We start from the raw sequence: 26682 nt of genomic DNA on the forward strand, positions 1-26682 counted from the left end.
AAAGAGAGGAAGTGCGGTTATTGTTTAAATCGTTCCGGGAAATCCATTTCACTGTAGCGAACGAAGCGTGTTCCTTTCGTCAGTTTGTAGCCAAACCAGATGATCAGGAACAGCGGAATGCCAATATAGGTGGCCGTGACGGCGCCCCAGTCAATGGTGTCCGCAAGGAAGGCCTCATAGTTCTGACCCAGGGTAATAATCAGGCACAGAACGAAGGCGAAGATCGGCCCCAGCGGGAAGAACCCTGACCGGTACGGCAGATTATTCAGATCATGCCCCTGCTTGACGTACCCGCGACGGAAACGGTAGTGGCTGATGGCAATGCCCAGCCAGGCAATGAAGCCCGTCATACCAGAGGTGTTAAGCAGCCACAGGTAGACCGTCTGATTGCCGAACATGGAGGTCAGGAAACAGAGACCCGCAATCACCGTGGTCGCATACAGCGCGTTGCGCGGCACGCCACCGCGAGACAGTTTCGAGAAAATACGCGGCGCTTTACCGTCGCAGGCCAGGGTGTAGAGCATGCGGGTGGAGGCGTACATCCCGGAGTTACCCGCAGACAGTACCGCCGTCAGGATCACCGCGTTCATCACCGCCGCGGCAGAGAGCAGACCCGCGTGCTGGAAGACCAGCGTGAACGGGCTGACGCTGATGTCTTTCACATCGTTACGCAGCAGGCTTGGGTCGGTATACGGAATAATCAGGCTGATAATCAGGATCGCGAACACATAGAACAGCAGGATACGCCAGAACACCTGACGCACCGCGCGCGGAATGTTCTTCTCCGGGTTTTCGGATTCACCGGCCGCGATACCAATCAGCTCGGTACCCTGGAAGGAGAAGCCGACAATCATCGCCACGCCAATCATCGCCGAGAAGCCCCCGGCAAACGGCGCATCGCCTATAGTCCAGTTACTCCAGCCCGCCGGTTCAGCCCCTTTGAAAATACCAACGATCATCGCCACACCGACGACGATAAAGATGATGACGGTTGCCACTTTAATCAAAGAGAACCAGTATTCCGCTTCGCCAAAGCCGCGCACGGAGATGTAGTTCAGCAGGAAGATGACCGCCAGGAACAGGGCGCTCCAGATCCAGCCTGGCGTGTCCGGGAACCACCAGGTCATCACCAGCTGTGCGGCGACGAGGTCAACGGCGATGGTCACCGCCCAGTTGTACCAGTAGTTCCAGCCCAGCGCGAAGCCGAAGCCTTCCTCAACGTATTTTTGTCCGTAGGTCGAAAACGAACCAGACACCGGCATGTATGCCGCCAGTTCACCCAGGCTGGTCATCAGGAAGTAGACCATCAGGCCAATCAGAATATAAGAGAATAATGCCCCACCCGGGCCGGCTGCCGAAATTGTTGCGCCAGAGGCAACGAAAAGACCCGTACCGATGGAGCCGCCAATGGCGATCATCGTCAGGTGACGCGCCTTAAGTGCGCGACGTAGCGCGGGCGCTTCTGTGGTTTTAGTTTCTGAAACCATGTGAAAATGCTGTCCATTCAATAAATGAGGCGCGATTGTAGCAGACGATCTGCGTTGCTTCCGGCAGAAATGCTCAGTTATAAGAGAGCTTCATGACTCGGCCAGGATTATAAGTAAAGCATAAAAATGTGGGGTGATAAGCGCACATAGCCCCGGTAAGCGAAGCGCCACCGGGGAACGTTAAATGGCGCAGTAGCGCAGAAAACGCTGGAGCGAGCTGGAAAGGTGTTTCTGACGATGATGGATGCACCACAGCGTGCGCACCAGCTTCGGCAGCGGAACGGGGATCTCAACCAGAGAGCCGGTCTCCAGCTGTTCGGCAATCACCCGTCGGGAAAGACAGCTAATGCCCAGGCCATGACGCACCGCATGCTTAATCGCCTCGGAGTTACCCAATTCCATCCCTAACTGGAACTGCGGCAGATGGGACAGCAGCAGATAATCGACAATCTCACGCGTGCCGGAGCCCTGCTCTCGCAAGATCCACTGCGCCTGCGCCAGACGCTCCAGCGTCACCTCGCCCTGGAGTAAAGATGAGGCCGGGGAGGCAAACACCACCAGCTCATCCTCCAGCCAGGGTTCCGCAATGATATCCACGTTGTGGCACGGCCCTTCGATAAGCCCGATGTCCACGCGGAAATCGATCACCGCGTTGATCACGTCCTGGCTGTTGCCGACGCTCATTTCCAGCGGCAGGGTCGGAAAATCCCGGCGGTAGCGGGCAATCACTTCCGGCAGGATGTAGTTACCGATCGTGCTGCTGGCGTAGACGCGAATAGCGCCGTTGTCCTCGCGGAACAGCTGTTCGATCTCCGTTGCCTGCTCCAGCAAGGCCAGGGCACGCGGGTACAGCAGGCGGCCATGTTCGTTCACCACCAGCCGCTTTCCTACCCTGTCGAAAAGCTGAACGCCCAGTTGCCCTTCAAGATCGGTCAAGGCCGCGCTAACGGCGGACTGCGAGAGCGCCAGCATTTGTGACGCCTGGGTTGTCGAGCCGCTTTTCAGCACCTCGGCAAAAACTTCCAGCTGACGCAATGTAATGTGCATGGTTGCTTACCACTTATAAAGATTGATTATAAATATATAATCAATTTTATTTTTAAGCCAGAGCGCCGTAACCTTTAGCCAGACAAAGGAGAAGGTTATGTCAGAAATCACCTTACAACATCATCGTACAGTATGGCACTTCGTGCCGGGTCTCGCGCTCAGCGCCGTGGTTACCGGCGTGGCTTTATGGGGCGGGAGTATACCGGCGGTTGCCGGCGCAGGGTTCAGCGCCCTGACGCTGGCCATTCTGCTTGGCATGGTGGTCGGGAACACCGTTTATCCACACATATGGAAATCCTGCGACGGCGGCGTGCTTTTCGCCAAGCAGCATTTATTACGTCTCGGGATCATCCTTTATGGCTTCCGTCTCACCTTTTCGCAGATTGCGGATGTCGGTGTCAGCGGGATTGCCATTGACGTCCTGACCCTTTCGAGCACCTTTTTACTGGCGTGCTTTATCGGCCAGAAGATCTTTGGGCTGGACAAACAGACCAGCTGGCTGATCGGTGCGGGTAGCAGCATCTGCGGCGCGGCGGCGGTACTGGCAACAGAACCCGTCGTTAAAGCCGAAGCCAGTAAAGTCACGGTTGCCGTCGCGACGGTAGTTATCTTCGGTACGCTGGCGATCTTCCTGTATCCGGCCATGTATCCGCTGGTGGCGCACTGGTTTAGTCCGGAAACCTACGGCATTTATATCGGCTCAACCATGCACGAAGTGGCGCAGGTGGTGGCGGCAGGTCACGCCATTAACCCGGAAGCGGAAAACGCGGCGGTCATCGCCAAAATGCTGCGCGTGATGATGCTGGCCCCGTTCCTGATTTTCCTCGCGGCGCGGGTTAAACAGCTTGCTCCGGCAGGCGGCAGCGAGAAAAGCAAAATCACCATTCCGTGGTTTGCGATCCTGTTCATCGTGGTCGCTGTCTTCAACTCTTTCCACCTGCTGCCAAAAGCGATGGTGGATATGCTGGTGACGCTGGATACGGTCCTGCTGGCGATGGCGATGGCGGCGCTGGGCGTCACCACACACGTCAGCGCGCTGAAAAAAGCCGGCGCGAAACCGCTGCTGATGGCGCTGGTGCTGTTCATCTGGCTAATCGTTGGCGGTGGTGCGATTAACCTCGCCGTGCACAGCCTGTTGGCATAAACCATCTCGTCCTTCTCCTGTTAACCCGCTATCATAGGCATTTCGGGTTAACAGGAGTCTTTTTATGAAATATGTTGGAGCGCACGTCAGCGCTGCCGGTGGCCTTGCGAATGCCGCCATTCGCGCCGCCGAAATCGAGGCGACCGCTTTCGCCCTGTTCACCAAAAACCAGCGCCAGTGGCGCGCCGCAGCGCTCACCGCTGAAGTGATTGATGATTTCAAAGCCGCCTGTGAGAAATACGGCTACGGGCCTGGCCAAATCCTTCCCCACGACAGCTACCTCATTAACCTCGGTCACCCGGTTGCCGAGGCGCTGGAAAAATCCCGCGAAGCGTTCCTGGATGAGGTTCAGCGCTGTGAACAGCTGGGGCTGACGCTGCTGAACTTCCATCCCGGCAGCCATCTGATGCAGATTGACGAAGACGCCTGTCTGGCGCGCATCGCCGAGTCCATCAACATGACCCTGGATAAAACCCAGGGCGTGACGGCGGTGATTGAGAATACCGCCGGTCAGGGCAGCAACCTCGGCTTTAAGTTTGAGCATCTGGCGGCGATCATCGACGGCGTGGAAGATAAATCCCGCGTGGGGGTGTGCATCGATACCTGTCACGCCTTTGCCGCCGGCTATGACCTGCGCACAACCGAGGCCACGAAAAATACCTTCGAGGAGTTCGAGCGTATTGTCGGTTTTAAATACCTTCGCGGTATGCACTTAAACGATGCGAAAAGCGCGTTCGGCAGTCGCGTTGACCGCCACCACAGCCTGGGCGAAGGCAACATCGGCCATGATGCGTTCCGCTTTATCATGCAGGATGCCCGCTTCGACGGCATTCCAATGGTGCTGGAAACCATCAATCCGGATATCTGGGCGGAAGAGATTGCCTGGCTGAAGGCGCAGCAAACCGCTGACCAGGCGGCATAAAAAAAGCCGGGCTGCTTACGCACCCGGCTTTTTTTGTAGGTCGGGTAAGGCGAAGCCGCCACCCGACACCGCTTTTAGGCTGCCTTTGCGACCACTTCCGCTTCCGGGCGCTTCAGCACCGCGTAAGACAGGCCTGCCACCAGCGTACCGGCAACAATCGCCAGCAGATAACCCAGCACCGGCGTGATGGCGCCAGGGATCAGCAGGACGAACAGACCGCCGTGCGGCGCCATCAGTTTCGCACCTACCGCCATGGAGATAGCCCCCGTCACCGCACCACCCACGATACAGCACGGCAGAACACGCATTGGATCGCGTGCCGCAAACGGAATTGCGCCTTCGGTGATGAAGCACAGGCCCAGCACCAGCGCCGCTTTACCGCCTTCCTGCTGCGCTTTATCGAACTTACGGCGGGCAATAATCGTCGCCAGACCGAGCGCCAGCGGAGGCACCATACCGGCCGCCATGATCGCCGCCATCGGCGCGTAGGTCTGGGTACTCAGCAGGCCAACGCCAAAAGCATATGCCGCTTTGTTCACCGGCCCCCCCATGTCGGTACACATCATACCGCCGAGGATTGCGCCCAGCAGCACCGCGTTCGCCGTCCCCATGGTTTGCAGCCAGTGGGTCAGACCTTCCAGAATGCCCGCGACCGGCTTACCAATCAGGTAAATCATCGCCAGACCGACCACCAGGCTGGAAATCAGCGGGATGATCAGGATAGGTTTCAGCGCCTCCATACTCTGCGGTAGCTTCAGCTTCGAGCTGATCAGCTTCGCCACATAACCGGCGAGGAAACCGGCAATGATACCGCCGATAAAGCCAGAACCGGTGCTCACGGCGAGCATACCGCCGATAAGACCCGGCGTCAGACCCGGACGGTCAGCAATGGAGAAGGCGATAAAGCCCGCCAGCACCGGCACCATCAACGCAAACGCGGAGCCGCCGCCAATCTGCATCAACGCGGCCGCCAGTGTGCCCGGCTCTTTAAACGCCTCGATACCAAAGGCGAAGGAGAGCGCAATACACAGGCCGCCCGCCACCACCATCGGCAGCATGTAGGACACGCCGGTCAGCAGGTGACGATACGCGCCCGCAGACTCTTTTTTCCCTTCGGTCGCAGTTTTAGCCGCACCGGTTGCCTGATACGGTTTGGCTTCTGCCAGCGCCTTATCAAACTCCTGCGCGGTCTTCTTCAGCGCCAGGCCGGTAGAGGTACGGTACATCGGCTTGCCGGCAAACTTCGCCAGATCCACTTCGATATCCGCCGCCACAATCACCAGATCGGCTTCCGCCACCTCTTCAGGCGTGATGGCATTGCCCGCACCAACAGAGCCGCGGGTTTCAACCTTCACCCACCAGCCACGTTTTTTCGCTTCGGTTTCAATGGCTTCAGCCGCCATAAAGGTGTGCGCCACACCTGTCGGGCAGGCCGTTACCGCAACAATGCGTTTCGGCCCAGCGGCGGCAACCGGCGCCGCCTCAACAGGTGCGCTGTAAACCGTCGCATGACCTTTTGCTTCGCTCAGAAACAGTTCAGGGTGTGCCACCGCGCGATTAATATCACCCAGCCACACTTTTTTGCCGTTCAGGGCGCTGTCAGCGGGGATTTTGTCGCCCAGAACAATCGCCATTTCAGCATCACCCGGGTTATCAATGATATCCAGATGCGCTTTTTGTGCCGCCGCGCCCAGCAGGGTCTTCGCCATATAGGCACGAGCCTGTCCGAGACCGGAGTCAATGATCAGCAGCGTTTTCATTATTCCTCTCCTGCTGTTAGTTAAAAGGTTTTAAGTCAACGCGCGCCATCATCGCGGCTAACTGGGTACGATCGGTAATACCGACATTGCTCTGGCTCACGGCCAGGGCCGCAACGGCGGTAGCAAGACGTAAGGTATGTTCACTGGATTCGCGCATCAGCAGACCGTAGATCAGGCCGCCAACCATCGAATCCCCGGCACCCACGGTGCTGACCACCTCCATTGAAGGCGGTTTGGCAATCCATTCCCCGGAGGCGTTAACCCACAGGGCACCTTCTGCACCCAGAGAAATCACCACGTGAGCGATACCCTGCTCGCGCAGCGCATGGGCAGCGTCAATCACATCCTTTAATTCTGGCAGCTTACGGCCCGCCCAGATCTCCAGTTCGCGGCGGTTAGGCTTAACCAGCCATGGCGAGGCTTTCAGACCGGCGACCAGCGCGTCGCGGCTGCTGTCGAAAATAATGCACGGGCACTGGCTGCGCAGGCGCGTCATCCAGTCGGTGAACGCTTCCGGGCTGACGCCGGACGGCAGACTGCCGCTGACGCACACCATGTCAAACTGGCCCAGCCAGCTCAGGGAATCGGCAACAAAGCGCTCCCAGTCAGCCGGGGTCACTTCGAAGCCGGAGAAGTTCAGATCGGTCACTTCACCGTCTTTCTCGGTCAGCTTAACGTTGATGCGGGTACGGCCCTGCACAACCTGAAAACGGTTAGCGATGCCCAGTTCACTGAACAACTGCTGAAAACCATCCTGGTTGTCTTTACCGAGGAAGCCGCCAACGGTGACGTCGATGCCGAGATCTTTCAGCACCTTCGCCACGTTAATCCCTTTTCCTGCGGCATGCAGGCCGGTCGTCCGCACCAGGTTGACTTCGCCACGCTCAATTTCCGGACAGAAACCCACCAGATCGTAAGCCGGGTTCAGCGTAATGGTCGCAACACGTCTGCTCATTATGCGCCCTCCCCCAGACCGGCCGCGATGGCGTCGCCAATCGCTTTCAGCGCCTGTTCAGCATCCGCACCCTGCGCGGTAAAGCGCAGACGATGACCTTTCTTCACGCCCAGCGCGACAACTTTCATCAGGCTGCGCCCGTTGGCTGGTTTACCCGAACCGTCCAGATTGGTCACGGTGATCTCACTTTCAAATTGTTTAATGGTATTCACCAGCATGGTGCCCGGACGGGCATGCAGGCCATGCTCGTTACGCACCACGTACTCTGCGCTCAACAGGTCATCCTTCAGCGCATCGTCGCTGGTCAGCAGGGCCAGCACCGTCGCCGCGTCTGCGTTCAGCAGTTTTTCAGCTTTATTGTTCAGCAGCAGATCGCCCAGACGCTTCAGCACGGATACCGGCTGATCGTCCGCCATGGCGACCGTTACCAGCATCGCGGCGCGTTCGCCGTCTGTCTCAAAGGCAACCGCAGCACGGCTGACCGCGATAGCGCTACGCAGGTTGCCTTCAGCACTGTCGTTCAGCCAGATGCCCTGACCCAGGTTTAATGGCTTATCATTGATGGCGCACGTCACAAAAGTGGTATCTGCCGCTCCCACTTCTTTCAGGCGGGCCGCGTTCAGCGCCTGGAGCGTCAGCAAATCGGACGCAACGACGTCCAGCGTCAGGGTTTCATTATCCAGCTTCAGCGCTTCGCTCTGTTTTTCGCCCATCAGCAGGGCACGCAGCTCTTCAGCAGTGGTGGCGGATTTAAGCTGTTCCGCGACGGCATCATCACTCAGCACGTGCGTCAGCTGACGCAGCAGGCCCAGGTGTTCGTCACCGCTGGCCGCGATGCCGATCGCCACATAAGCCACCTGACCCTCGCCCCACAGCACGCCCTGCGGGAACTGGAAGACCTGCACGCCGGTTTTCAGCACCTGATCGCGGGTGTCCGTGGTGCCGTGCGGAATTGCAATACCGTTACCGAGGAAGGTGGAGGTCTGCTGTTCACGCGCCAGCATGCCGTTGACGTAGCCGTCAGCCACGTTGCCAGCCTGCACGAGCGCAGCGGCGACCTGGCGAATAGCCTCTTCTTTATTCCCGGCCTGTTCGCCCGGGTGAATATCCTGAACAGATAACTGGAACATGATTCTCCTCTCCTGCTGAAATTGAATCGTTTCAGCTTAACTGAGAAACCAGGCGCTAACCTGCTTCGTCAGGACAGGCAAGATAGCGCTGAAACGTTTCAAGAAGTCTTATCTTTTCTACAAAAGGTTGCAAGAAAAGTTACATTTCTTGCTGCAGAATTTAGAAGTGCAGCACATTTCTTCTTCAGTCGGGAGGTTTTTGCTGATGTTCAGCAAACAGGTTCAGCACGCTTCAGCGAAACGGCGATAAACTGAAATGCTATTTTGATTTATTGTGGCAATCTTGATTTTGCCCTCTGTTTATTTAATGACAGGCGGCGTAAACTCCGCCTCTCTCTGTTACTCGCAAAGACTGAACATGCATAACACCCCCGCTGCCGCCTCACCAAAGCCTTTTGATTTGACGTCAACGGCGTTTTTGATCGTTGCTTTTCTCACCGGTATTGCCGGTGCGTTACAAACGCCTACGCTGAGCCTGTTTCTGACCAACGAAGTTCACGCCCGCCCGGCGATGGTTGGCTTCTTCTTCACCGGGAGCGCCATCATCGGCATTTTCGTCAGCCAGTTTCTAGCCGGGCGTTCAGACCGCAAAGGCGATCGCAAAAGCCTGATCGTTTTTTGCTGCCTGCTCGGGGTGTTTGCCTGCCTGCTGTTTGCCTGGAACCGTAACTACTTCATTCTGCTGTTCGTGGGCGTCTTCCTGAGCAGTTTCGGCTCGACCGCCAACCCGCAGATGTTCGCCCTTGCCCGCGAGCATGCCGACCGCACCGGGCGAGAAGCGGTGATGTTCAGCTCGATACTGCGCGCGCAGGTGTCGCTGGCCTGGGTGATTGGCCCCCCGCTCGCCTACGCGCTGGCGATGGGTTTTGGCTTTACGGTGATGTACCTCAGCGCAGCCGTGGCCTTCGTGGTATGCGGCGCAATGGTCTGGTTCTTTCTGCCCTCCATGCGCAAAGAGCCGAAAGTGGCGACCGGTACGCTGGAAGCTCCGCGACGTAACCGGCGCGACGCGCTGCTGTTATTCATTATCTGTACGCTAATGTGGGGAACCAACAGCCTCTATATCATTAATATGCCGCTGTTTATTATTGATGAGTTGCATCTGCCGGAGAAGCTGGCCGGGATCATGATGGGAACCGCCGCGGGGCTTGAGATCCCCACCATGCTGATTGCGGGCTATTACGCGAAGCGCTTCGGCAAGCGCTTTTTGATGCGCGTCGCCGCCGTAGCCGGGCTGCTGTTTTATGTCGGTATGCTGACGGTTCATACGCCAGCCCTGCTTCTTGCTTTACAGCTGCTGAACGCCATTTACATCGGTATCCTGGCCGGTATCGGCATGCTCTACTTCCAGGATCTGATGCCGGGTCAGGCAGGCTCTGCCACCACCCTTTATACTAATACCACCCGCGTGGGCTGGATTATTGCAGGCTCACTGGCGGGCGTTGTGGCTGAAATCTGGAACTATCATACGGTGTTCTGGATTGCGCTGGTGATGTGCGTCCTGACGCTGAGCTGCCTGACGCGAATCAAAGACGTTTAAGGCGCGGTGAGCGCTTCCAGCTCAAGCAGATAAGTGATGGCCTGCTGGCGCGTACTGCCGCACATTTCGGCGGTTGGCTGGAGCCCGGAGCACACCTTCGGGCGCAGGGGCGAGCCAAAGATCATGCACAGGTTAGTGTCAGAGAGCTGAACGCAGCGTGTATTGGCAGGCTTGCCCTCCGGCATGCCTGGAATGGGGCTTGAGATGGACGGTGCGGTACAGCACGCGCCACAGTCGGAACGACAATCCATACATGCTCTCTGTTGGTGGCAGATGCCCGCGCAGTCGGGCATTGCGCGCACAGTAACACCTTTTATGTATTGATAGCAAAACCCACGAATTCCGCTTGCCTGAAAGGCCGCGCGCGAGTAATTTGGCGCGATATTTTTTACCTCCCGTAAACAGGATTACTGCAATGCCAAGAGCGAACGAAATTAAGAAAGGTATGGTACTGAATTACAACGGCAAACTGCTGATTGTGAAAGATATCGACATTCAGGCACCCAGCGCCCGCGGCGCAGCAACGCTGTACAAAATGCGTTTCTCCGATGTCCGCACCGGCCTGAAAGTGGAAGAACGTTTTAAAGGCGACGATATCGTTGATACCGTGACCCTCACCCGTCGCTACGTTGATTTCTCCTACATCGACGGCAACGAATACGTGTTCATGGATAAAGAAGATTACACCCCGTATATCTTCACTAAAGATCAGATCGAAGAAGAGCTGCTGTTTATTCCAGAAGGTGGAATGCCGGACATGCAGGTGCTGACCTGGGATGGCGTGCTGCTGGCGCTGGAGCTGCCGCAGACCGTTGATCTGGAAATTGTTGAAACGGCGCCGGGCATCAAAGGCGCGTCTGCAAGTGCGCGTAACAAACCGGCTACCCTGACTACCGGTCTGGTCGTACAGGTGCCAGAGTACCTGTCAGCGGGCGAGAAAATCCGTATCCATATCGAAGAAAAACGCTATATGGGTCGTGCTGACTGATCGTGCTTTTCGCCCGGTGGCGCTACGCTTACCGGGCCTACAAAAAACCGGCTCTGATGCCGGTTTTTGTGTTTTTGTAGGCCGGGTAAGGCGCAGCCGCCACCCGGCAACAACCTTTACAGCAGTTCAGGATACTTCGTCATTTTCAGCGCCAGCTCGATACCGCGCACTTCCGCCATCCCTTTCAGACGGCCAATCGCCGAATACCCTGGATTCGTTTTCTTGCGCAGATCGTCCAGCATCTGGTGCCCGTGATCCGGACGGAACGGGATAGGACGCACATCCCCCGCCTGCTTACGACGTACCTCTTCAGAGAGAATGGCATCCACCACCGCAACCATGTTCACGTCGCCGCCAAGATGGGCTGCTTCGTGGAAGGTTTTCGGGTTCTCTTCACGGCAGGTTGCACGCAGGTGGGTGAAATGAATGCGATCGCCAAAGGTTTCGATCATCCGCACCAGATCGTTATCCGCCCGCACGCCATACGAGCCCGTACACATGGTAAAGCCGTTGTAGATGCTGTCCACCGTCTCTTTCAGCCACTGCATATCTTCAATCGTAGACACGATACGCGGCAGGCCAAGAATAGGACGCGGTGGATCGTCCGGATGAACCGCCAGCCGCACGCCGACTTCTTCTGCCACCGGCACGATAGCGCGCAGGAAGTGCGCCATGTTTTCACGCAGCTGGTTTTTATCGATATCACCATATTCCGCCAGGCGCGCGCGGAACTGATCGAGGGTATAACCCTCTTCCGCACCGGGCAGGCCCGCGATGATATTGCGAACCAGCTTCTCAATGTCCGCTTCACTGGCGGCATTGAACCACGCCAGCGCCTGCTGCTGCTCTTCGACGGTGTAGTCTGCTTCCGCCCCCGGACGCTTCAGAATGTGCAGCTCGAAAGCCGCAAAAGCGATTTGATCGAAACGCAGCGCCTTCGAACCATCGGCCATTTCATATTCCAGGTCGGTACGCGTCCAGTCCAGGATCGGCATAAAGTTGTAGCAGACGGTATCAATACCACAGGCTGCCAGGTTACGAATGCTCTGCTGATAATTCGCAATCCAGGTATCACACTCACCGGAGTGGGTTTTGATATCTTCGTGAACCGGAATACTTTCCACAACAGACCAGGTTAATCCCTTCTCTGCCAGCTGAGCCTGACGCTTTTGGATTTCCTCCACCGGCCACACCTGACCGTTCGGAATATGATGCAGCGCCGTGACCACACCCGTTGCGCCAGCCTGACGCACATCATCAAGAGAAACCGGATCGTTCGGCCCGTACCAACGCCAGGTTTGTTCCATTGCCCCACCCTCTCAAGTTGTTATACCAATATGTGTTACTTCAATGACGACTACCATACATGTTTAATCGAAGTGGTCAATACAGCACGCGGCATTGATTGATCAAACTCACATAACAGGGATATTTACGGCTTACCAATTTAATTTGTTGTCATATAACTTTACACTGGCATTGTTAATTAATGGTTAATCAGGTGTGTATTACATGAAGACTATTGCCTCCACCGCGCTTCCTGCTCATGTCCAGCAGCCCCGCTACGATCGCGAGCAGTTACGCTCCCGCATCGTCCATTTCGGTTTTGGCGCGTTCCACCGGGCGCATCAGGCGTTGTTAACAAACCGGGTACTGAATGCCAAAGGAGGCGACTGGGGAATTTGTGAGATTAGCCTCTTTAGCGGCGATGTCCTTATGGGCCAGCTCCGGGCGCAGGATCATCTGTTTACCGTGCTGGAGAAAGGTGCCGAAGGCAATCAGCCCATTATTATCGGTGCGGTAAAAGAGTGCCTGAACGCCAAACTCGACTCGCTGGCAGCCATTATTGAGAAATTCTGCGAACCGCAGGTGGCAATTGTCTCCCTCACCATTACCGAAAAAGGCTACTGTATCGATCCGGCGACGGGAAAACTGGATATGCGGAACAGCCGCATCCTGCACGATCTTGAGCACCCGTCTGAGCCGCATTCCGCGCCGGGTATTCTGGTTGAAGCGCTTCATCACCGCCGCGAGCGGGGCCTGCCGGCGTTTACCGTGCTCTCCTGCGACAATATTCCCGACAACGGCCACGTGGTGAAAAATGCCGTTCTCGGCATGGCCGGAAAGCGTTCCGCAGAGCTGGCCGCATGGATCGAGGCGCACGTGAGCTTCCCTGGCACCATGGTCGACCGAATCGTGCCCGCCGCCACCGACGCCTCACTCGCGGAAATCACCCAGGAACTTGGCGTTGAAGATCCCTGCGCCATCAGCTGTGAACCGTTCATTCAGTGGGTAGTGGAAGATAACTTTGTCGCCGGGCGTCCGGAGTGGGAGGTGGCAGGCGTACAGATGGTTGAGGATGTCCTGCCCTGGGAGCAGATGAAGCTGCGGATGCTGAACGGCAGCCACTCCTTCCTCGCGTATCTGGGCTACCTTGCCGGCTACGCGCACATAAATGAATGTATGCAGGACGACAGTTTCCGCGAGGCGGCCCGCAGGCTGATGCTGAATGAGCAGGCCCCTACGCTGCGCATCACCAACGTTGATCTGACAGCCTATGCTGACAGCCTGCTTGACCGCTTCGCCAACCCGGCCCTACAGCATCGCACATGGCAAATCGCCATGGACGGCAGCCAGAAGCTGCCTCAGCGCATGCTGGATGGGATCCGCGTGCATCTTGAGCGTAACACCGCCTGGCCATTACTGGCGCTGGGGGTGGCGGGCTGGATGCGCTACGTCAGCGGTACGGACGAACAGGGCAACGCCATTGACGTACGCGATCCGCTGAGCGACAAGTTTCAGGCCATTGTCGCTACCAGCAGCGACGCAGAACGCGTTAGCGCCCTGCTGACGCTAAATGAAATCTTTGGCGACGACCTGCCGCAAAACCCTGTCTTTGTCGAGGCAATCACCAGCGCGTACCAGCGCCTCGTCCGGCTCGGCGCGCGCCAGGCCGTTATCGAAACGTTAAAAATTTAGCGATTATTGCGTTTAAGGCGAACGGTTTTATGCTCCGTTCGCCCTCCCTCTTCTCAATGCCCGATTTTTTCGTCAGGATGATAGATAGTTGTTACTACATCACAATTATTTATCGGAGCGCACGTGACCAAAACCAACCTGATCACCGGTTTTCTAGGCAGCGGTAAAACTACGTCCATTCTGCATTTGCTGGCCAATAAAGACCCGGCGGAAAAGTGGGCCGTGCTGGTCAACGAATTTGGCGAAGTGGGGATCGACGGCGCGTTGCTCGCCGACAGCGGCGCGATGGTGAAAGAGATCCCGGGCGGGTGTATGTGCTGCGTGAATGGTCTGCCGATGCAGGTCGGGCTGAATACGCTGCTGCGTCAGGGCAAGCCGGACCGTCTGCTGATTGAGCCCACCGGGCTGGGTCATCCTAAGCAAATCCTTGATTTACTTACCGCCCCGGTATACGAGCCGTGGCTTGAGCTGCGTGCGACGCTTTGCCTGCTCGACCCCCGCCAGCTGCTGGATGAAAAAGCGATCAATAATGACAATTTCCGCGACCAGCTCGCCTCGGCAGATATTATCGTGGCGAATAAATCCGATCGCGCGACGGCTGAGAGTCAGGCCGCGTTCCAGTCCTGGTGGCAGCAGGCTGGCGGTGGACGTCAGTATGTGCAGACGACCCAGGGCAACATTGATGGCGCCCTGCTCGACCTTCCCCGCCTCAACCAGACGCAACTGCCTGCCAGCGCTGAGCATTCGCATAGCCACGGCGCGAAGCAAGGCCTGGCTGCACTGAGCCTGCCGGAGCATCAGCGCTGGCGTCGCAACCTGAACAGCGGCCAGGGGCATCAGGCCTGCGGGTGGATCTTCGATGCCGATACGGTTTTCGACACCATTGGTATACTGGAATGGGCGAGACTCGCGCCGGTTGAGCGGGTAAAAGGGATCATGCGCACTCCGGATGGTCTGGTGCGCATTAACCGTCAGGGCGAGGATTTCTTTATTGAAACCCAGAACGTCGCGCCACCCGACAGCCGGATAGAGTTAATTAGTGCGGTTAATACCGACTGGAATGCCCTCCAGTCAAGCCTGTTGAAGCTTCGTTTAAGTTTGGGCGGCTAACGTTGCCCCTGATTTCACACATTGCTGAAGACTATGACGACTCGACTTCCTGCTATTTTATTGCTCAACGCTGCCGGCCTGGCGATCTTTTTCTCCTGGTATATCCCGGCGGATCACGGTTTCTGGTTCCCGCTGGATTCCGGGCTGTTCCACTTCTTTAACCAGGCGCTGGCGAAGAGTGAAGCCTTCCTGTGGCTGGTGGCGATCACCAACAACCGCGCGTTTGACGGCTGTTCGCTGCTGGCAATGGGCTGTCTGATGCTCTCCTTCTGGCTGAAGGAAGACAAAACGGGTCGTCGCCGTATTCTGATTATCGGCCTGGTGATGCTGCTGACGGCCGTGATTATCAACCAGCTGGCGCAGCATCTGATGCCGGTTAAACGCGCCAGTCCTTCGCTCTTTTTCCCGAATATTAACCGCGTCAGCGAGCTGCTTCATATTCCAACCAAAGATGCCTCGAAGGACAGTTTTCCGGGCGACCACGGTATGATGCTGCTGATTTTTGCAGGCTTCATGCTGCGCTATTTTGGTAAAAAAGCCTTCGCCATCGCCCTGGTTATTGTGGTGGTATTTGCATTCCCGCGGGTGATGATTGGCGCTCACTGGCTGACAGATATCGCCGTAGGCTCCCTCACGGCGGTGTTAATTGGTTTACCGTGGGTGCTGATGACCCCACTGAGCGATCGCATAATAGGCATTTTTGATCGCTATCTTCCTGGCAAATTTAAACAAGCTGGAAACAAATAAATAACGAAAATTAACACCATTCATCAGGGATCGTTTTCGATCCCTGCGTCACTTCTTTTCGGCGTCATTCAACGCTGTCATCATCCCGTCATACAATTCGTGATAAAAATGAAGCAATTGCAGGGATTACCGATATGAATGGCGGCATTTTGAGCAATTCCGCGCTGTAACTTTGTGTATCACATTTTCTTATAAAAAAACGGACTTTTTTGCTCGCAATACCCCGTGCAATCGGTTAACCTCGAACTCGTTTTGCCCCACTGAGATAATTATTATCATGGTGAATAATTTTGTGCGTTGAGCCACAGTTTTCACCATAAAGAATTGTCTCATTGTGAACAGATTATTAGTCTCGTCACGGTTGGCATTTTTATAACGATATTTTCGTTAAGGACTTCAAGGGAAAACAAACAAAATGGTCAAATCTCAACCAATCTTGAGATATATCTTGCGGGGGATCCCGGCGATTGCAGTGGCGGTTCTGCTTTCGGCATGTAGTACGACGAATACCGCGAAGAATATGCATCCTGAGACGCGTGTTGTGGGAATGGAAGATTCCTCTTCACTGCAAGCCTCTCAGGATGAATTTGAAAATATGGTACGTAATCTCGATGTTAAGTCGCGTATTATGGATCAGTATGCTGACTGGAAAGGCGTGCGTTACCGTCTGGGCGGCAGCACCAAGAAAGGCATCGATTGTTCCGCGTTCGTACAGCGTACGTTCCGTGAGCAGTTTGGGTTAGACCTTCCGCGTTCTACTTATGAACAGCAGGAAATGGGTAAATCCATTTCGCGCACTAAACTGCGCACGGGCGATTTAGTCCTGTTCAGCGCGGGTTCAACCGGTCGACACGTTGGCATCTATATCGGTAACGATCAGTTTGTCCATGCTTCCACCAGCAGTGGTGTGACGATTTCCAGCATGAACGAACCTTACTGGAAGAAGCGCTACAACGAAGCTCGCCGCGTTCTGAGCCGTAGTTAATATTGCTGTCGTATCGTTGGTTATCCCTTGGCTGGCGATACGATAAAAAAAGCACTGCTCCGGCAGTGTTTTTTTTTGCCCGTTACACTGATAACTATCCAGCGGCATTTCAGGAATCACGACATCTATGTTTACCCGCTACTTCTCCAGCAACCGCAAGATTCTGTTTCTCAGTTTCCTTACGGGGTTATTCACTGCCCTGCTCCTGGGAGCATTACAGTTTTACTGGAGTTACCACAAGCGAGACGTCAGATTCGATACCCTTATTACCGATTTAAGCGTCTACATGGAGAGCTATTTCGATGAGCTCAAAATGTCGATTGATACACTCCAGCCACTCACGCTAAACAGCTGCGAGGAAGTGAGTGCCGCCCTGACCTCCCGGGCGGCCTTTAGCATCAACGTGCGCGCCTTTTTGCTGGTCAGGGATAAAAACGCCTACTGCTCTTCCGCCACCGGCCCGATGAATGTCCCTCTGGAAGCGCTTATTCCTGAACTGCACATCAATAAACAGGTTGATATGGCGCTCCTGCCGGGCACCCCCATGATGCCGGACAAGCCCGCGATTGCCATCTGGTATCGCAACCCACTGGTGAAGGACGGCGGTGTATTTACCTCCGTTAATCTTAACCTGACTCCTTATCTCCTCTACACCTCAAGACAGGATGAGTTTGCCGGTATTTCCATCATTATTGGCGATTATGCGTTATCAACCCATTCCGGAACGCTGGTCTCTGCGCGTGATTTGCCTGATATCCCGGTCCGTACCGCCACGCTGAAAAATGTGCCTCTGACCATCCATGTTTATGCGGAAGCCTGGACGACCGATGAAGTGCTGTACGCCCTGTTTTTCGGCCTGGTCTGCGGTATCGCGGCGGGCCTGTTGAATTTCTATATTCTTACTATCCGTCTTAATCCGGGGAAAGAGATCCTAACGGCCATCAAACGCGACCAGTTTTACGTGGTCTATCAACCCGTCGTGGATGCGCAGTCGCTCAAAATGACCGGGCTGGAAGTCCTGATGCGCTGGAAGCATCCGGTGATGGGAGAAATTCCACCGGATGCCTTTATTAATTTCGCTGAAGCGCAGAAGCTGATTGTCCCGCTGACGCTGCATCTTTTTGACCTGATTATCCGCGATGCCCCTGTCCTGCAAACGGTGCTCCCGCCTGGGGCCAAGTTTGGGATCAACATCGCGCCCGGTCATCTGCATGCGGAAAGCTTTAAAGAGGATATGCGCGCGTTTGCCGCCGCCCTTCCACCCGATCACTTCCAGATTGTGCTGGAAATAACCGAGCGCGATATGATCAACCACCGCGAGGCTAATCAGCTGTTCGAATGGCTGCACGAAGAAGGTTTTGAAATTGCCATCGATGATTTTGGCACCGGCCACAGCGCGCTGATCTATCTGGAACGCTTCACGATGGATTACCTGAAAATTGACCGTGGCTTCGTGAATGCCATCGGGACTGAAACCGTCACCTCGCCAGTGCTTGACGCGGTGCTGACGCTGGCAGAACGCCTGAATATGTTAACCGTTGCCGAGGGTGTTGAAACGCCGGAGCAGGCGGCGTGGCTGCGCGAGCATGGCGTGAACTATCTTCAGGGCTACTGGATCGGCCGCCCGATGCCGCTGGAGCAGTTCAGGACGTGGCAACCCGACATCACGCTCGGGGAATAATTTCACAATCACGGCGCTGTCCCTTATTATTCTGTTCAACCGAGCCTGCCTGTGAACAAAGGGATCCGCCGCACTATGATTATGCGCGTTGTGTTGACGCTATTGGCGCTGGTGAGCCTGTCGAGCCAGGCGCAGACCATCAAAGAGAGCACGGCCTTTGCCGTCATTGGCGAGCCGAAGTACGCGGTTAACTTTAACCACTACGATTACGTTAACCCCGCCGCCCCGAAAGGCGGAAACGTGACGCTTTCCGCCACGGGAACGTTTGACAACTTTAACCGCTTTGCCCTGCGCGGCGTGGCGGCAGCGCGTACCGAATCCCTCTATGACACGCTGTTCGTCACCTCCGACGACGAACCCGGCAGCTATTATCCCCTGGTCGCCGAGAACGTGCGTTACGCCGATGATTTCAGCTGGGCAGAAATCGCGATTAATCCGCGGGCGCGTTTTCACGACGGTACGCCGGTTAGCGCCCGTGACGTGGCATTCACCTTTCATAAATTTATGACCGAAGGCGTGCCGCAGTTTCGTCTGGTGTACAAGGGCACCACGGTGAAAGCCATCGCCCCGCTGACCGTGCGAATCGAACTCCCTGAGCCGAACAAAGAGAATATGCTGAGCCTGTTCTCCCTGCCCGTCATGCCCGAATCCTTCTGGAAAAATCATAAGCTGAGCGATCCCCTCTCTACCCCGCCGCTGGCCGGAGGGCCGTATCGCATTACCGACTGGCGAATGGGCCAGTACGTGATCTATTCCCGGGTGAAAGATTACTGGGCAGCCACGCTGCCGGTAAACCGGGGCCGCTGGAACTTCGATACAATCCGCTACGACTACTACCTGGATGATAACGTGGCCTTCGAGGCATTTAAGGCGGGCACGTTTGATTTACGTGTCGAGAACAGCGCCAAAAATTGGGCGACCCGTTATATCGGAAAAAATTTCGCGAAAGGCTATATCGTTAAAGACGAACACAAAAACGAATCCGCGCAGGACACGCGCTGGCTGGCGTTTAATATTCAGCGCCCGGTTTTTTCCGATCGTCGGGTGCGTGAAGCCATTACCCTGGCGTTTGATTTCGAATGGATGAACAAAGCGCTGTTTTACGGAGCCTACAGCCGGGCGAACAGCTATTTCCAGAATACTGAATATGCCGCCCGTGATTATCCCCACGCGGACGAGCTGGTTTTGCTGGCGCCAATGAAAGCGGAGCTCCCGCCGGAGGTGTTCACCCGCGTATTTGAACCGCCCAAATCCGACGGAAACGGGTTCGACCGGGACAACCTGCTGAAAGCCAGCAACCTGCTGGATGATGCTGGCTGGGTGCTGAAAAATCGGCAACGGGTTAATGCGCAAACCAGTAAACCGCTCAGCTTCGAACTGCTGATTGCCTCCGGCGCAAACGATCAGTGGGTGCTGCCATTTAAGAAGAACCTTGCCCGGCTTGGCGTCACCATGAATATCCGCCAGGTCGATATGGCCCAGTTAACCAACCGCAAGCGCAGTCGCGATTACGACATGATGCAGACCCTGTGGGCCGCGCAGCCGTGGCCAAGTTCAGATCTGCAAATCTCCTGGGCATCGGGTTATATCGACTCCTCCTACAACGCCCCGGGCGTAAAGAGCCCGGTGATAGATGCGCTGATTGCAAAAATTGTCGCCGCTCAGGGCGATAAGAACAAGCTTCTGCCGCTTGGCCGCGCGCTCGATCGGGTCTTAACCTGGAACTATTACATGCTGCCGATGTGGTATATGGGCGAAGATCGCGTGGCCCGCTGGGATAAATTCTCCCTGCCTGCCGTTCGCCCGGTCTACACCCTCGGCTTTGACACCTGGTGGTATGACGTGAATAAAGCCGCAAAACTGCCCGCAGAGCGGCGTTAAGGAGTGACGATGGGCGCTTATCTTATCCGCCGGCTGCTGTTAGTGATCCCGACGCTGTGGGCCATCATTACCATTAACTTTTTTATCGTCCAGATCGCCCCCGGCGGTCCGGTGGACCAGGCAATTGCGGCGATAGAATTTGGTCACGCTGGCGGCATGCCGGGCGGCGGCGGTGAAGGAATGGGGGCCAGCCATGCCCGGACGGGCGTGGGCAACATCAGCGAAAGCCACTACCGGGGCGGTCGCGGACTGGATCCGGAGGTGATCGCCGAGATCACCCATCGCTATGGTTTTGACAAGCCGCTGCACGAGCGTTATTTCAGGATGCTCTGGGATTATGTCCGTTTCGATTTTGGCGACAGCCTGTTTCGCAGCGCCTCGGTGTTAACCCTGATCAAACAAAGCCTGCCGGTTTCCATCACGCTCGGACTGTGGGGGACGCTGATTATTTATCTGGTCTCCATTCCGCTGGGGATCCGAAAAGCGGTCTACAACGGTAGCCGTTTTGATATCTGGAGCAGCACATTCATTATCATCGGCTACGCTATCCCGGCGTTTCTGTTTGCCGTGCTGCTGATTGTCTTTTTCGCCGGCGGCAGTTATTTCGACCTCTTCCCGCTGCGCGGGCTGGTCTCTGCGGATTTCAGCACCCTGCCGTGGTATCAGAAAATCACCGATTACTTCTGGCACATCACGCTTCCGGTGCTGGCGACGGTCATCGGCGGTTTTGCGGCGCTTACGATGCTGACCAAAAACGCCTTTCTTGATGAGATCCGCAAACAGTACGTCGTCACCGCGCGCGCCAAAGGCGTCGGTGAAAAGCAGATCATGTGGAAGCACGTTTTTCGTAACGCCATGCTGCTGGTGATTGCCGGTTTCCCCGCCACGTTCATCAGTATGTTTTTTACCGGCTCGCTGCTGATAGAGGTGATGTTCTCGCTCAACGGATTAGGGCTGCTGGGCTATGAGGCCACCGTCTCCCGTGATTATCCGGTGATGTTTGGCACACTCTACATTTTCACCCTGATCGGCCTGCTGCTGAACATCATCAGCGATATCAGCTATACGCTGGTCGATCCCCGTATCGATTTTGAGGGTCGCTGATGTCGCGTTTAAGCCCCGTCAATCAGGCCCGCTGGGCGCGCTTTCGCCACAACCGTCGCGGCTACTGGTCGCTGTGGATCTTCGCCGTCCTGTTCGCCTTAAGTATGTGTTCGGAACTGATTGCCAACGATAAACCCCTGCTGGTGCATTTCAAAGACCGCTGGTATGTGCCGGTGCTGGCCACCTACAGCGAAAGCGATTTTGGCGGCCCGTTTGCGACGCCAGCCGAGTACCAGGATCCCTGGTTACGTGAACAGATAGCGCAGCACGGCTGGGCTATCTGGGCGCCGATTCGTTTTGGCGCAAACAGTATTAACTTCGCCACGTCCACCCCCTTCCCTTCGCCGCCTTCCGCGCAAAACTGGCTGGGAACGGACGCCAACGGCGGCGATGTGCTGGCGCGCATTCTCTATGGCACCCGCATCTCGCTCCTGTTTGGGCTGCTGCTGACGCTCTTTAGCAGCGTAATGGGCGTTGTGGCGGGCGCCGTGCAGGGCTATTACGGGGGTAAAATAGATTTATGGGGACAGCGCGTGATTGAAGTCTGGTCCGGTATGCCGACGCTGTTTCTGATTATCCTGCTGTCCAGCGTGGTACAGCCTGGCTTCTGGTGGCTGCTCGGGATCACCGTCCTGTTCGGCTGGATGGCGCTGGTCGGCGTGGTGCGCGCGGAGTTTCTGCGTACGCGGAATTACGACTATATTCGCGCTGCGCAGGCGTTAGGCGTGAGCGATGGCGCAATCATCTTCCGTCACATGCTTCCCAATGCGGTGGTGGCGACCCTCACCTTCCTGCCGTTTATTTTGTGCAGCTCCATTACCACCCTGACGTCGCTTGATTTTCTTGGTTTCGGTTTGCCGCTGGGCTCACCGTCCCTTGGCGAACTGCTGTTGCAGGGCAAAAACAATCTCCAGGCCCCCTGGCTGGGCATCGCCGCATTCCTCTCCGTGGCGGTGCTCCTTTCCCTGCTGATTTTTATTGGCGAAGCCGTGCGCGATGCCTTCGATCCCAACAAGGCGGTATGACATGACCCGGCCTCTTCTGAGCATAGAGAACCTGTCGATTGCGTTTTCAAAACAGGGCGAATCACGCACGGTGGTGACGGATTTATCGTTGCAGATCCAGCGCGGAGAGACGCTGGCGCTGGTCGGGGAATCCGGCTCCGGTAAGAGCGTTTCGGCGCTGTCGGTGCTGCGCCTGCTCCCTTCCCCGCCGGTCAGCTATCCGCAGGGGGATATTCTGTTCCATGGACAATCGCTGCTGAACGCTGACGAGCAAACCCTGCGCGGCATTCGTGGCAACACCATCGCCATGATTTTTCAGGAGCCGATGGTGTCGCTCAACCCACTGCATACCCTGGAAAAACAGCTCTATGAAGTGCTGTCACTTCATCGGGGAATGCGTAAAGAGGCAGCGCGGGGTGAAATTCTGGACTGCCTTGAACGCACCGGTATCCGTAATGCGGCGAAACGGCTGAACGATTTCCCGCACCAGCTTTCCGGCGGCGAGCGCCAGCGCGTGATGATTGCAATGGCCCTGCTCACGCGCCCCGAACTGCTGATTGCCGATGAACCTACTACCGCGCTGGACGTCACGGTACAGGCACAAATTCTGCAACTGCTGCGCGAACTGCGCGACGAGCTGAACATGAGCCTGCTGTTTATTACGCACAACCTGAGCATCGTGAAAAAGCTCGCTGACACGGTGGCCGTGATGCAAAACGGCCGCTGCGTGGAACAGAACCGGGCATCCGCCCTGCTGAGCGCGCCTCAGCACCCGTATACACAGCGCCTGCTCGATAGCGAACCCGCTGGCGACCCGGTTCCGCTTAACGCTGACAGCGCGCCGTTGCTGAGGGTTGAGGGGCTGTCGGTGTCATTCCCGATCCGCAAAGGCATTTTGCGTCGCGTGGTCGATCACAATCATGTTCTGAAAGACATGAGCTTCGCTCTGCGTCCAGGCGAATCGCTTGGGCTTGTGGGCGAGTCCGGTTCAGGCAAAAGCACCACCGGCCTGGCGCTGCTGCGCCTGATCGCCTCTCAGGGAAGCATTGTTTTTGACGGCATGCCGCTGCAAAACCTGAATCGCCGGATGATGCTTCCCGTGCGTCCGCGGATGCAGGTGGTATTTCAGGATCCAAACTCTTCGCTTAACCCGCGCCTGAGCGTATTACAGATTATTGAAGAGGGCCTGCGCGTCCACCAGCCGACAATGACGGCGCAACAGCGTGAAATCGACGTGATGCGGGTGATGGCGGAAGTGGGTTTAGATCCCGAGACCCGGCACCGGTATCCGGCTGAGTTTTCCGGCGGACAGCGCCAGCGTATAGCGATTGCCCGCGCGCTGATCCTGAAACCGGAGCTGATCGTGCTGGACGAGCCAACCTCTTCCCTGGACCGCACCGTGCAGGCGCAAATTCTGGCGCTGCTGAAGGGGCTACAGGAAAAGCATCGGCTGGCCTATATCTTTATCAGCCACGATTTACAGGTGGTGCGTGCGCTTTGCCATCAGGTGGTGGTATTGCGGCAGGGAGAAGTCGTTGAGCAGGGAGAGTGCCAGCGCGTATTCACCGCGCCGACGCAGGATTACACACGCCAGCTATTGTCCGCTGACTAGCACTCAGAAAGGATATTGACCGGAGAACGGCTCGGCAATGGCCACGCCGAAGTTTTTCAGACGACAGGTGGCGGCAAACTCATCCTGGCTGTTAACAAACAGGCACGGCTCACCTTCGCATTCCAGCACGGAGCTGTCCACTTCGATGTCCGTCAGCGCCTGGCTGAGACGTTCCATGACCGGCCACGCATTTTCATCGCTCGGGCTGAGCAGTTTGAGGGCCACCAGACAATTATCCTCCCCGGCAACGCTTTGCGGAATCGGTTCAACTTTCGAACCTGCAAAACCCGTCGACCAGCGATAGCTCTGGGGCAAGCGATGGACAATGGAGAGTTGTAATGTATTCACGTTCAGATCCCCGGAAGCAAATTTACTTCACAATTTATTTACATTTATAGTAACACATCATCGCCAACCTGCACTGTTTAGCGGATTTTATAGGCGTTGCAGGCTCGCGTCGGCGCTATATGTACCCGTTTCTGCGATCTAACTCAACCTTTTTAAATACAATGATGTGACTTTTTACATAAATAGATTTTACATAAAAGAAACAAACACAGGGTAAACGAACGGAGGGTTGGTTGATATGGGTCAACAAAAAGGCCCGTCACGGGCCTTAAGTGGTCATTTATGCGCCGTCTTTCGCGGCCGGCTGGCGTAAAGATAGAAGAGTATGGAGCAGGTCGCGCAGAGGGCAATCGCCCACAGCATCGGCCAGGCGGTATTAAACGTCGCCGTCGAGAGCAGCGCCCCGACTATCGCGCCAATTCCGAAACGGAACGTTCCTGCCAGCGACGAGGCGGTGCCCGCCATATGCGGAAATTCGTCGAGGATCACCGCCATCGCGTTGGATGAAACCATCGACACGCAGCCGACAAACGCCGCCACGCCCACCACCAGCGCCCAGAAACCGACGCCCAGCAACGCGCTCAATACCAGCCAGATAGCCATCACGAACTGGATCCACAGCCCGGCGCGGAACATATTCAGCGCCCCAACCCGCCGGACAAAGCGGCTGTTGATAATGGTCATCACAAACAGGAACACAATATTCAGCGCGAAGTAGTAACCAAAATGCTGGGGTGACACATGGTTCAGTTCGATGTACACAAACGGCCCCGCGCTCAGGAACGAGAACATTCCGGCAAAGCTGAAGCCGCTGGCCAGCATATAGCTGAGCACACGCTTATGGCGAAACAGCGAGGCAAAGTTGCCAAGCGTGGTGCGAATGTGGAACTTCTGACGTCGCTCGACCGGCAGCGTTTCATCGATAAAGACGAAGATCATCACCGAGGCCAGCAGCGCGGCAATCGCCAGGATCCAGAAAATCGCATGCCAGCTGAACCACACCAGGACCGCCCCGCCCACCATGGGGGCGACCAGCGGCGCAATTGTCGTGACCAGCATGACGAACGACATCATGCGTGAGAACTCTTCCTTCGGGTAGACGTCGCGCATCAGCGCGTTAATCACCACGCTTGCCGCAGCAGCCGCCAGGCCATGGAAGAAGCGCATCACAATCAGCTGATCGATACTCTGCGCCAGCGCGCAGGCCACCGCCGCCGCGGCAAATATCAATGTCCCGCCCAGGATAACCGGTTTACGCCCCAGGCTGTCGGCCATTGGTCCATAAAAGAGCTGACCGAGGGCAAAACCAAGAATGTAGGTGCTGAGCGTCATCTGCGCGCTGCCGGCCGGTACGCCAAACTGAGCGGAAATCACCGGCAGCGCGGGCAGATACATATCGATGGACAGCGGCATCAGCATGGCCAGCAGGCCAAGGATAAATACAATTTTAAACGACGAGTGTGGCCTGGTGGTCACAGGGTTCTCCTGAATTTAGCGTGAAGGCAGCCCGACGCTGGCAATCTCTTCTTCCGTCAGCGGGCGATATTCCCCTGGGGCCAGGTCTGGATCGAGTTCAATCGCGCCGATACGTTCACGATGCAGCCCCACAACGTGATTGCCCACGGCGGCAAACATCCGTTTCACCTGGTGGTAGCGGCCTTCACTGATGGTCAGACGGACGTCCGTGGGGGTGAGGATTTCCAGCACCGCCGGTTTGGTCAGATCCTTCTCATTATGCAGCTGAACGCCTTTCGCGAATTGCTCTGCCGTGTCATCCGAGACCGGAGACTCAAGCATCACCCGATAGGTTTTCTCACAGTGATGGCGCGGGGAGGTGATGCGGTGCGACCACTGGCCGTCATCGGTCATCAGCACCAGGCCGGTGGTATCGATATCCAGTCGCCCTGCCGCATGCAGCTTGTGCGCCACAGGTTCGTCGAGGAAGTAGAGCACCGTCGGGTGATCCGGATCGTCCGTTGAACAGACGTAACCTTCCGGTTTGTTGAGCATGAAGTAGCGCGGGCCATTCTGCTGGGTCAGCGGGTTGCCGTCATACTCCACCTGGTGCTCAGGCTGGAGTTTAAAAGCGCTGTCTTTCACAATGTCGCCGTCCACGGTTACGCGGCTGGCGCGAATTTCACGCCCGGCAATAGCGCGGCTTACGCCGAGTTGCTGAGCGATAAACTTATCAAGTCGCATGAAATCTTTTTAGCCTTAATGGTGCTGGAAGTCGGACTACGCGTCCGAAAAAGAAGCAG

General features: G+C 56.3%; 23 protein-coding genes. 13 read left to right on the forward strand and 10 right to left on the reverse strand.

Going from position 1 to position 26682, the window contains the following annotated elements:
* Positions 1-17: 17 nt before the first annotated feature.
* On the reverse strand, positions 18-1487 hold the full coding sequence (locus ACOTX5_RS03035; protein WP_006811308.1) for an amino acid permease: 1470 nt from the start codon (positions 1485-1487) through the stop codon (positions 18-20).
* A 180-nt stretch (positions 1488-1667) separates the two neighbouring features.
* Positions 1668-2534: a DNA-binding transcriptional regulator YeiE gene (gene yieE, locus ACOTX5_RS03040; protein WP_017383387.1), complete on the reverse strand. Its 867-nt coding sequence runs from the start codon at positions 2532-2534 to the stop codon at positions 1668-1670.
* A gap of 97 nt (positions 2535-2631) precedes the next feature.
* Between yieE and ACOTX5_RS03045 the strand changes: the two genes are divergently transcribed.
* Positions 2632-3678, forward strand: a complete 1047-nt coding sequence (locus ACOTX5_RS03045) for a YeiH family protein (protein WP_033487350.1) — start codon at positions 2632-2634, stop codon at positions 3676-3678.
* 64 nt (positions 3679-3742) lie between these two features.
* Positions 3743-4600 (forward strand): deoxyribonuclease IV, encoded by an 858-nt coding sequence (gene nfo / locus ACOTX5_RS03050; protein ID WP_045910724.1) that lies wholly within the window; start codon positions 3743-3745, stop codon positions 4598-4600.
* 74 nt (positions 4601-4674) lie between these two features.
* Here the strand turns inward: nfo and fruA are convergent, their stop codons facing one another.
* From fruA to fruB, 3 genes are read right to left on the reverse strand one after another with little or no spacing between them, the layout of a single operon-like run.
* Positions 4675-6360 carry a PTS fructose transporter subunit IIBC gene (gene fruA, locus ACOTX5_RS03055; RefSeq protein WP_015572312.1) on the reverse strand — a complete coding sequence of 562 codons (1686 nt, stop codon included), beginning with the start codon at positions 6358-6360 and terminating at the stop codon, positions 4675-4677.
* Positions 6361-6376: 16 nt separating this feature from the next.
* Positions 6377-7315, reverse strand: a complete 939-nt coding sequence (gene fruK, locus ACOTX5_RS03060; protein WP_006811313.1) for a 1-phosphofructokinase — start codon at positions 7313-7315, stop codon at positions 6377-6379.
* Complete coding sequence (gene fruB / locus ACOTX5_RS03065) at positions 7315-8445, reverse strand: fused PTS fructose transporter subunit IIA/HPr protein (RefSeq protein WP_045910723.1); 1131 nt, start codon at positions 8443-8445, stop codon at positions 7315-7317. Before fruB ends, fruK begins: the two co-directional genes overlap by 1 nt.
* Positions 8446-8803: 358 nt before the next feature.
* Between fruB and setB the strand changes: the two genes are divergently transcribed.
* Positions 8804-9985, forward strand: a complete 1182-nt coding sequence (setB, locus tag ACOTX5_RS03070; protein WP_015572310.1) for a sugar efflux transporter SetB — start codon at positions 8804-8806, stop codon at positions 9983-9985.
* On the opposite strand, the gene ACOTX5_RS03075 is transcribed toward setB, so the two are convergent.
* On the reverse strand, positions 9982-10236 hold the full coding sequence (locus tag ACOTX5_RS03075; protein ID WP_003859353.1) for a YkgJ family cysteine cluster protein: 255 nt from the start codon (positions 10234-10236) through the stop codon (positions 9982-9984). The genes setB and ACOTX5_RS03075 overlap by 4 nt on opposite strands.
* Positions 10237-10400: 164 nt before the next feature.
* On the opposite strand from ACOTX5_RS03075, the gene yeiP reads away from it, so the two are divergent.
* Positions 10401-10973, forward strand: a complete 573-nt coding sequence (gene yeiP / locus ACOTX5_RS03080; RefSeq protein ID WP_003859355.1) for an elongation factor P-like protein YeiP — start codon at positions 10401-10403, stop codon at positions 10971-10973.
* A 116-nt stretch (positions 10974-11089) separates the two neighbouring features.
* On the opposite strand, the gene uxuA is transcribed toward yeiP, so the two are convergent.
* Positions 11090-12280, reverse strand: coding sequence for a mannonate dehydratase (gene uxuA, locus ACOTX5_RS03085; protein WP_045910722.1), 1191 nt, complete (start codon positions 12278-12280; stop codon positions 11090-11092).
* A 205-nt stretch (positions 12281-12485) separates the two neighbouring features.
* On the opposite strand from uxuA, the gene ACOTX5_RS03090 reads away from it, so the two are divergent.
* The 9 genes from ACOTX5_RS03090 to yejF all read left to right on the forward strand — a co-directional run bounded on the left by ACOTX5_RS03090 (position 12486) and on the right by yejF (position 24076).
* A complete protein-coding gene (locus ACOTX5_RS03090) occupies positions 12486-13952 on the forward strand; it encodes a mannitol dehydrogenase family protein (protein WP_045910721.1) in 1467 nt (488 codons plus the stop codon).
* A gap of 123 nt (positions 13953-14075) precedes the next feature.
* Entirely contained in the window at positions 14076-15062 is a 987-nt protein-coding gene (locus ACOTX5_RS03095; protein ID WP_017383393.1) for a CobW family GTP-binding protein, read from the forward strand.
* Positions 15063-15095: 33 nt separating this feature from the next.
* A complete protein-coding gene (locus ACOTX5_RS03100; protein ID WP_023295065.1) occupies positions 15096-15809 on the forward strand; it encodes a phosphatase PAP2 family protein in 714 nt (237 codons plus the stop codon).
* Positions 15810-16224: 415 nt separating this feature from the next.
* The gene (gene mepS / locus ACOTX5_RS03105) at positions 16225-16794 is read left to right on the forward strand and encodes a bifunctional murein DD-endopeptidase/murein LD-carboxypeptidase (protein ID WP_047727285.1); all 570 of its coding nucleotides are present in this window, start codon (positions 16225-16227) and stop codon (positions 16792-16794) included.
* 127 nt (positions 16795-16921) lie between these two features.
* Complete coding sequence (locus tag ACOTX5_RS03110) at positions 16922-18475, forward strand: cyclic di-GMP phosphodiesterase (protein ID WP_045327800.1); 1554 nt, start codon at positions 16922-16924, stop codon at positions 18473-18475.
* Positions 18476-18550: 75 nt separating this feature from the next.
* On the forward strand, positions 18551-20356 hold the full coding sequence (locus ACOTX5_RS03115; protein WP_045910720.1) for an extracellular solute-binding protein: 1806 nt from the start codon (positions 18551-18553) through the stop codon (positions 20354-20356).
* Positions 20357-20365: 9 nt separating this feature from the next.
* The gene (locus ACOTX5_RS03120; protein WP_003859369.1) at positions 20366-21460 is read left to right on the forward strand and encodes a microcin C ABC transporter permease YejB; all 1095 of its coding nucleotides are present in this window, start codon (positions 20366-20368) and stop codon (positions 21458-21460) included.
* Positions 21460-22485, forward strand: coding sequence for a microcin C ABC transporter permease (locus ACOTX5_RS03125; protein ID WP_017693033.1), 1026 nt, complete (start codon positions 21460-21462; stop codon positions 22483-22485). Before ACOTX5_RS03120 ends, ACOTX5_RS03125 begins: the two co-directional genes overlap by 1 nt.
* A 1-nt stretch (position 22486) precedes the next feature.
* On the forward strand, positions 22487-24076 hold the full coding sequence (gene yejF, locus ACOTX5_RS03130; protein ID WP_045910719.1) for a microcin C ABC transporter ATP-binding protein YejF: 1590 nt from the start codon (positions 22487-22489) through the stop codon (positions 24074-24076).
* 3 nt (positions 24077-24079) lie between these two features.
* Here the strand turns inward: yejF and ACOTX5_RS03135 are convergent, their stop codons facing one another.
* The 3 genes from ACOTX5_RS03135 to rsuA all read right to left on the reverse strand — a co-directional run bounded on the left by ACOTX5_RS03135 (position 24080) and on the right by rsuA (position 26623).
* Positions 24080-24424, reverse strand: coding sequence for a YejG family protein (locus tag ACOTX5_RS03135; RefSeq protein WP_003859372.1), 345 nt, complete (start codon positions 24422-24424; stop codon positions 24080-24082).
* Between the two features lie 276 nt (positions 24425-24700).
* Positions 24701-25900 carry a Bcr/CflA family multidrug efflux MFS transporter gene (locus tag ACOTX5_RS03140; RefSeq protein ID WP_017383400.1) on the reverse strand — a complete coding sequence of 400 codons (1200 nt, stop codon included), beginning with the start codon at positions 25898-25900 and terminating at the stop codon, positions 24701-24703.
* 15 nt (positions 25901-25915) lie between these two features.
* Positions 25916-26623, reverse strand: a complete 708-nt coding sequence (gene rsuA / locus ACOTX5_RS03145) for a 16S rRNA pseudouridine(516) synthase RsuA (RefSeq protein WP_017383401.1) — start codon at positions 26621-26623, stop codon at positions 25916-25918.
* Positions 26624-26682: the final 59 nt, after the last annotated feature.

It is taken from the genome of Enterobacter cloacae complex sp. IR5441 (assembly GCF_049238215.1).
GTDB lineage: Bacteria > Pseudomonadota > Gammaproteobacteria > Enterobacterales > Enterobacteriaceae > Enterobacter > Enterobacter hormaechei_C.

Bases quoted from the DNA above. Each gene is read 5' to 3' on its own strand.
- ACOTX5_RS03035 (WP_006811308.1), bottom strand. From the start codon at position 1,487: ATGGTTTCAGAAACTAAAACCACAGAAGCGCCCGCGCTACGTCGCGCA.
- yieE (WP_017383387.1), bottom strand. From the start codon at position 2,534: ATGCACATTACATTGCGTCAGCTGGAAGTTTTTGCCGAGGTGCTGAAA.
- ACOTX5_RS03045 (WP_033487350.1), top strand. From the start codon at position 2,632: ATGTCAGAAATCACCTTACAACATCATCGTACAGTATGGCACTTCGTG.
- nfo (WP_045910724.1), top strand. From the start codon at position 3,743: ATGAAATATGTTGGAGCGCACGTCAGCGCTGCCGGTGGCCTTGCGAAT.
- fruA (WP_015572312.1), bottom strand. From the start codon at position 6,360: ATGAAAACGCTGCTGATCATTGACTCCGGTCTCGGACAGGCTCGTGCC.
- fruK (WP_006811313.1), bottom strand. From the start codon at position 7,315: ATGAGCAGACGTGTTGCGACCATTACGCTGAACCCGGCTTACGATCTG.
- fruB (WP_045910723.1), bottom strand. From the start codon at position 8,445: ATGTTCCAGTTATCTGTTCAGGATATTCACCCGGGCGAACAGGCCGGG.
- setB (WP_015572310.1), top strand. From the start codon at position 8,804: ATGCATAACACCCCCGCTGCCGCCTCACCAAAGCCTTTTGATTTGACG.
- ACOTX5_RS03075 (WP_003859353.1), bottom strand. From the start codon at position 10,236: ATGGATTGTCGTTCCGACTGTGGCGCGTGCTGTACCGCACCGTCCATC.
- yeiP (WP_003859355.1), top strand. From the start codon at position 10,401: ATGCCAAGAGCGAACGAAATTAAGAAAGGTATGGTACTGAATTACAAC.
- uxuA (WP_045910722.1), bottom strand. From the start codon at position 12,280: ATGGAACAAACCTGGCGTTGGTACGGGCCGAACGATCCGGTTTCTCTT.
- ACOTX5_RS03090 (WP_045910721.1), top strand. From the start codon at position 12,486: ATGAAGACTATTGCCTCCACCGCGCTTCCTGCTCATGTCCAGCAGCCC.
- ACOTX5_RS03100 (WP_023295065.1), top strand. From the start codon at position 15,096: ATGACGACTCGACTTCCTGCTATTTTATTGCTCAACGCTGCCGGCCTG.
- mepS (WP_047727285.1), top strand. From the start codon at position 16,225: ATGGTCAAATCTCAACCAATCTTGAGATATATCTTGCGGGGGATCCCG.
- ACOTX5_RS03110 (WP_045327800.1), top strand. From the start codon at position 16,922: ATGTTTACCCGCTACTTCTCCAGCAACCGCAAGATTCTGTTTCTCAGT.
- ACOTX5_RS03115 (WP_045910720.1), top strand. From the start codon at position 18,551: ATGATTATGCGCGTTGTGTTGACGCTATTGGCGCTGGTGAGCCTGTCG.
- ACOTX5_RS03120 (WP_003859369.1), top strand. From the start codon at position 20,366: ATGGGCGCTTATCTTATCCGCCGGCTGCTGTTAGTGATCCCGACGCTG.
- ACOTX5_RS03125 (WP_017693033.1), top strand. From the start codon at position 21,460: ATGTCGCGTTTAAGCCCCGTCAATCAGGCCCGCTGGGCGCGCTTTCGC.
- yejF (WP_045910719.1), top strand. From the start codon at position 22,487: ATGACCCGGCCTCTTCTGAGCATAGAGAACCTGTCGATTGCGTTTTCA.
- rsuA (WP_017383401.1), bottom strand. From the start codon at position 26,623: ATGCGACTTGATAAGTTTATCGCTCAGCAACTCGGCGTAAGCCGCGCT.